The following is a 5726-nucleotide window of genomic DNA, read 5'->3' on the forward strand; positions in this document are numbered from 1 at the left end:
CCAAGTAAATACTCTCCTTCTATCCCTATCATGGCTAAGATAATCACTAGCAGGATATAAATACTCATTAAAATAATTGCTTTTTATATATATGTTGTTACCTTCAGGTTCAAATTTCCATTGACATGAACTACCTTTGCCCCCTGGCCTCCAAGTAAATACTCTCCTTCTATCCCTATCATGGCTAAGATAATCACTAGCAGGATATAAATACTCATTACTATAGTAAACACTTTTAATACATACCTCAGATGAAAATACTGCATTCTTTACTGACCCTGGTAATTCTCCTTTTATCCTTTCAAGCTCAGATTTTTTTTCCGAATGAACATTATGGTAATTACTCATCTCCATAATTCTTTTTACATAACGGGCTAACCTAAACTCCGCATTTTCTACACCTTTAACTTCAATACTAGCTCCAATATTGAGAAGATTTGTAACTTCACTAACATTCCCACTTTCTACAGCAGCAAATAAAAGTCTATCATACTCACTTTGCTTTGGTCCTAAAAAGTTTACTACTTCTGACTGACGAGAGGTATTTGCTACATCTAAAGGTTTTCCACCATCCTTATTTTTAGCTCCAATGTTAGCCACCTTATCTATAAGAAATCTAATTATCTCTAAATGACCTCCTTCAGCAGCCCTATGCAAAGATGTGTAACCATCACCATCTCTAGCTTCAATATTAGCCCCTTTCTCAAGAAGTTCTCTAACGTCACTAAGGCGTCCTGCTCCTGCAGCACTAACTAATAAATCATCATTGTTTAAAGTCATTTGTCCCTCCACATTTATAAAAACTTACCTAACTTAACTAAGCAATCACACTATAACAAGCCACTCTTACCATGAGCTTTTTTCTTTCCTCAAGCAACACAGAAAGGACCATCTTCCCTCAAACAAGAATTCTGGAATGCACTCACATAACATAGCCCGCTCACAAAAGTAAAATTACCTTAGCCATCACACACTTACATACCATAAAAAATTAGTAATCTAATGTATTTCAGGAATAGTACTCCACTTTTAAAACTTGTCAACCCCTAATTTAAAATTTTTTTGAAATAATTTTTGATGAAAATTTTTAATGAATTACTATTAATTTAATATTAAATATTACTAAGAACCTAAATAATACAACCACTTTCAGCAATAAAAACCAGCTAGCATGAGAAGATTTTTTTGGAAATCGATTGGTCTTGCAAATGTGCTTAAAATCTTCGTTTCAAGCCCTGGATGTAAATTTATTTGCCTTTTTTTGACTATTTGGGGTTCCTTCTCTATCTCTTGGTGTTAAAAGTTCAAATGAATCTGCACTTGTACGTAAAGCCTTTGCATTTCTCCCATTTTTTCTATTATTTTCTTCACTTTCAGCCAATAAGTGGTTTTCTATTTCACCTTTTTATATCAATTTATTACTTTCTTTTTGATTTGACACACTTTTTTGAACATCTCTATTGTGGAACAAACTTTCTCTTGGTTCTCCAATTTAGACACATGAGCAAAGATTGTGAGCTTTCTCCTCTTACTTCAAAAACCAATATCTTCTTTAATATGATTACTTCTATGTACTTACTAAATTAGGCTACTTAAATTCCTTAGGCAGGTTATAAACGGATACCTTTGCTGAGCTTTCAAAGCTCTTTATAGAGGTAGGTGATTCTAATGTTCCAGGTACGTCATCATAATCAGATAGTTGCGTAGAAATTGAATTCGTCCTAATACCCTGAGATGTACCTTCTTGAAAATGAAGTAATTTATTTTCCAACTTATCTCTTGCTTCTCTAAAACTGTCCAATTTTTTTTGCAAGCTAACACTTTCTTCTTTACACTTTGAAAGTGTTAAATCGATAAAATGATTACACAACACTATTAGACCTGTAGCACTAGAAAATAACAACAAGAGAGGATGAATGGTAACACCTGGCATATCTCCACTTCTTGCATCATGAAAATTTTTATACATATTAGGACAAGAGCCAAAAGCTGCAGAGCATACAAAAGCAAGTTTTGTTCTGCACAGGAAATACTCGACTTGCGCTAATTTTTCATTGCAATGTGCTAATTCTTTACGCAAATCATCAATTTTATCACTATAGTACCTAATAAACAATTGCTTTGTTTCTTCATTATTAACATATTTCCATGCTCTATAAGATCTTCCATCTATGAGCTCAACTTTTACATGCTCTGATTTTAGAAGCGCACTAATTGCGTTGCTACTTCTAGAACGCACAGCTTCATGTAGAGGTGTGTAATCGCTTTTAACATCTTTCCTTCTGTTAATATTTTCATAAGTTAAATACTTGAAAAGAGCCGAAATACATTCTGGGTCATTACCTTCAATAGCCAGAGTAATTGCATCTTTTCCGTCTTTATCCTTAGAATTAATAACTTTAGAAAGCGGCTTTTCATTTTCTTGCTTACCTTCAAAATACTTGCACTCATACACCTTATTCGAACGATATGGCTCCTTAAGAATACACAAAAGTTCTTTTACAAGATCAACCTGATTTTCTTTAATAACCACATGCAAAAGTGTGTTTTGATTTTCCTCATCTTGTAACAGTAAAACATCATACAAATAAGCATTTTCATGTAGATATAGCTCTTTTTACAATAATCCGAACAGATCATAATATGCTACTGCTCTACCATAGCCATAAGCACATATCTTATCCTATTCGGACTATTGCGAGAAGTGCTATAATACAAGGTATGGAGTATTTAGCAGTGGAAAAAGACATAGGTTGTGCAGTTAGTGCATCTATGACTTTACTTTTAAAATCTGGTGCTGATCCTAACATAGTTAACAGTGAATGGCAAACACCTTTGCACTATGCTGCTTATTATAATACTTTAAATATACCTTTGCTTCTGAAAAAAGGAGCACGTGGTCAAACTGACAGACAAGGAAAAACTCCTCTAGACATTGTAATTATTAACAAAAAACCTTTTGAAGTGAATCTTTTAGAACAGATCTTTTTAACTCAGGAGCAATTGGAAGCAAAAAATGATTTAGAAGGTATTTGCGGTCATAGCTTTAACACTAATCGACTAAGAAAGTTTTTCAATCAGCACAAAGGAAATGAAGGTCTTAAAGAGATTCTCAATCTTCGTGATTGCGAAGGAAAGTCTCGAGTTTTTCAAAAGATTAGGGGGGCTTGTTATGGTAATGAAACTCATTTCGAAGAAGCAAAAAAGTTGCTGCTAGAAGCAGGAGCGATTGATTACGAAGAGTGGAAGGACAAAAAACGTTTGCCTAAGCTTAGAACTCTATGGGATGATTTAATATTAGATTAGTCGGAAAAGTTGAAAATATTTTTGGGTAGGGTAAATAAATCCAAAGATATAGATGAGTTAAAACGCGTTGTAAACGAAGCTATAGAACTTGGGGTAAGGCTGAACTTTCCTAACAAGGGTAGTATATACGGAAAGGTATATGAAAAGGAATATAGTTTTACAGATTTTGTGATAAGAAAGATTAGTGAATTAAGAAAGAGTTCCGAAGGTTCAAGGAATATAGAGGTTGCTAGTGGTATAGTATGTCAATTGATATCAAAAGGGGCAATTTTCTACAACATAAGCAGTATATATGTAATTGACGAACTGGAAGAGTTTGAAAGCCACAAAGCTAATATGAAAAACGCTTATGCAGATTATGAGAATCGTGCTTTAGATTTCATAACAATCGTTCAAAGCGCGACAAGTGGTAAGGTAAGAGACGTAAAAATCGACAACTCTACTCTCTGTCTTGAATATTCACAGGATAGTAAAGTAGATGTTGCAAAGATTACAAATGGAGCAAGGGGTTTAGGTATCACTCAGGAAGGTGTACAATACGGAAGAAATATAATAAAGATAGGTAAGAGTGAGGTAGAAATTATAACGGAAAACGCTATAAGGAATTATGTAGGCCTAGCAGATGGTAGTAATATAGTATTGACTTTCGATACTGGCTTGGGAGAGTTGGAAGTGAGATTATACCCTGATAAGCAAAATCTAATAAAGGTAGAAGTAGAAGATCAAGAAAAGTGGAAAAAATTACAGAATTGTGAGGAACGAATAGGGGAAAAATTTTTGCTTGGTGGGTGTTCAGTACGTGATGCTATTGAACGAGGTTTTTTTACTAGATCTGGAGAGTTGATTCGTTCTGAAACAATTAATCAATCTGATGCAACAAAAGTGGACTCTTGGACAAAGCGCGAAAAAATGAGAAAAGCTTCAAGTCTTGAAGAAACAGTAGGCCGTTTTCTATAATGAAGTGAGGGAGTGTTAAATAAACCATACGCGTCAAGTTAAGGAAAAGTGTAAGTAAAGTTGATAGAGTGAAGGAAAATAATAAGGTATAAATTCTCTTGGATATATGAATGAGAGAACTTACAATGGACAGAATAGCTTGCTTATCAAAAGACCTCAATGAATTCTTTAATGAAAAAGCAGACGAAATATCAATTGCAGTAGGTTTTATAAAAAGAAAGAGAAAACTTAATGGCTCATCATTCATAAAAGCTATGGTTTTTGGTAACATAGGAGTTGATGATTGCAGCATAGAAACAATGTGCCAATTGCTAAATGAAGACTCGATAGAAATTACAAAACAGGGTTTAGATTTTAGGTTTAGTGAAGAAGCAGTTGAGTTCATGAAAAAAATGTATAACGAAGCTTTGTGTTTATTTAAAAAAAGTCTACAGATTGATTGCAAAATTTTACAGCAATTTGGAAGCGTTAAATTATTGGATAGCAGCTACATTAGCCTGCCCAGTAGCATGGAAGATATGTACAAAGGATATGGCAGTAGCTATAGAGATTGTGAGAATAATACCAAATCAGGAATAAAGCTACAGTTAGTCTTTGATTACCTGAATCAAGCGCTAGATAAGTTAAATTTTATGGAAGGAATAAGGTCGGATCAAGGTTATAGGGATTATCTGAACGGTTTATCAGCCAATGATTTGCTAATATTTGACTTGGGCTACTTTGTGCCTAGTTCTTTTAAACAGATTGATGAAGCAGGTGCATATTTTGTTAGTCGTTATAAGTCTGATACCAATATATATGATATAGAAACAAATCAAAAAATAGAGCTATTGGAGTATTTAGAAGGTCAATTATCTTCAGAAAAAGAAGTATTATTAGGAAAGGAAGTAAAAATTAAGGTAAGAATTATATGTCAAAAGCTAACTGAAGAACAGTCTATGGCTAGAAGAAGAAAGGCTAATAAATTAGCAAAGTCACATGGATATACATCTTCTCAAAAGAATCAAAAGTTATTAGATTGGTCAATATTTATAACTAATGTTCCAGAGAGTAAAATTAATGCTGAACAAATATTGACGGTTTATAGAGTAAGATGGCAAATCGAATTACTATTTAAACTATATAAAAGTCATATCAATCTTGATAAACTAAAAGGAAAGACAAATCCATTTAGAGTATTGTGCGAGCTATACGCAAAATTATGTGCTATTCTCGTATTTCACGAAATGGTTGGCTTTGTAAAACTAAAAAAGAACACGGAGCTCAGTTTAACAAAGGCATTTATTGAATTGAAAAGGCGGGTTAGAGAGCTCTTTTTGATATTAAACAATATTGTCAATAATTTAAAAATTTTTCTAAAAAAGCTTACTATAATCTGGTCAAAGTTTTCTTTGAAAGACAGATATAGGAAGACCAGGGTATCTACTTTAAGCTCTCTACATTCCTTAACTTGACGCGTATGG

5 protein-coding genes and 1 pseudogene are annotated in these 5726 nt (G+C 33.4%); 3 read left to right on the forward strand and 3 right to left on the reverse strand.

Translation table 11 applies throughout. The features are described 5' to 3' along the window. The 3 genes and pseudogenes from OZD68_RS05440 to OZD68_RS05450 form a co-directional block, all read right to left on the reverse strand. On the reverse strand, window positions 1-780 hold a 780-nt coding region (locus OZD68_RS05440; protein ID WP_275009210.1), incomplete at its 3' end, for an ankyrin repeat domain-containing protein. A gap of 405 nt (window positions 781-1185) precedes the next feature. Beyond that, window positions 1186-1405 (reverse strand): annotated as a pseudogene (locus OZD68_RS05445) (transposase); the annotation flags it as partial. Between the two features lie 183 nt (window positions 1406-1588). Further along, window positions 1589-2587, reverse strand: coding sequence for an ankyrin repeat domain-containing protein (locus OZD68_RS05450; protein WP_220468101.1), 999 nt, complete (start codon window positions 2585-2587; stop codon window positions 1589-1591). 56 nt (window positions 2588-2643) lie between these two features. Between OZD68_RS05450 and OZD68_RS05455 the strand changes: the two genes are divergently transcribed. The 3 genes from OZD68_RS05455 to OZD68_RS05465 all read left to right on the forward strand — a co-directional run bounded on the left by OZD68_RS05455 (window position 2644) and on the right by OZD68_RS05465 (window position 5717). Then, entirely contained in the window at window positions 2644-3306 is a 663-nt protein-coding gene (locus OZD68_RS05455) for an ankyrin repeat domain-containing protein (protein ID WP_182309213.1), read from the forward strand. 9 nt (window positions 3307-3315) lie between these two features. Beyond that, window positions 3316-4263 (forward strand): hypothetical protein, encoded by a 948-nt coding sequence (locus OZD68_RS05460; protein WP_182309212.1) that lies wholly within the window; start codon window positions 3316-3318, stop codon window positions 4261-4263. A gap of 125 nt (window positions 4264-4388) precedes the next feature. Beyond that, the gene (locus tag OZD68_RS05465; protein WP_275009191.1) at window positions 4389-5717 is read left to right on the forward strand and encodes an IS4-like element ISWosp9 family transposase; all 1329 of its coding nucleotides are present in this window, start codon (window positions 4389-4391) and stop codon (window positions 5715-5717) included. The last annotated feature ends 9 nt before the right edge of the window (window positions 5718-5726 follow it).

The sequence above is a fragment of the Wolbachia endosymbiont of Drosophila bicornuta genome, assembly GCF_028982105.1.
GTDB lineage: Bacteria > Pseudomonadota > Alphaproteobacteria > Rickettsiales > Anaplasmataceae > Wolbachia > Wolbachia pipientis.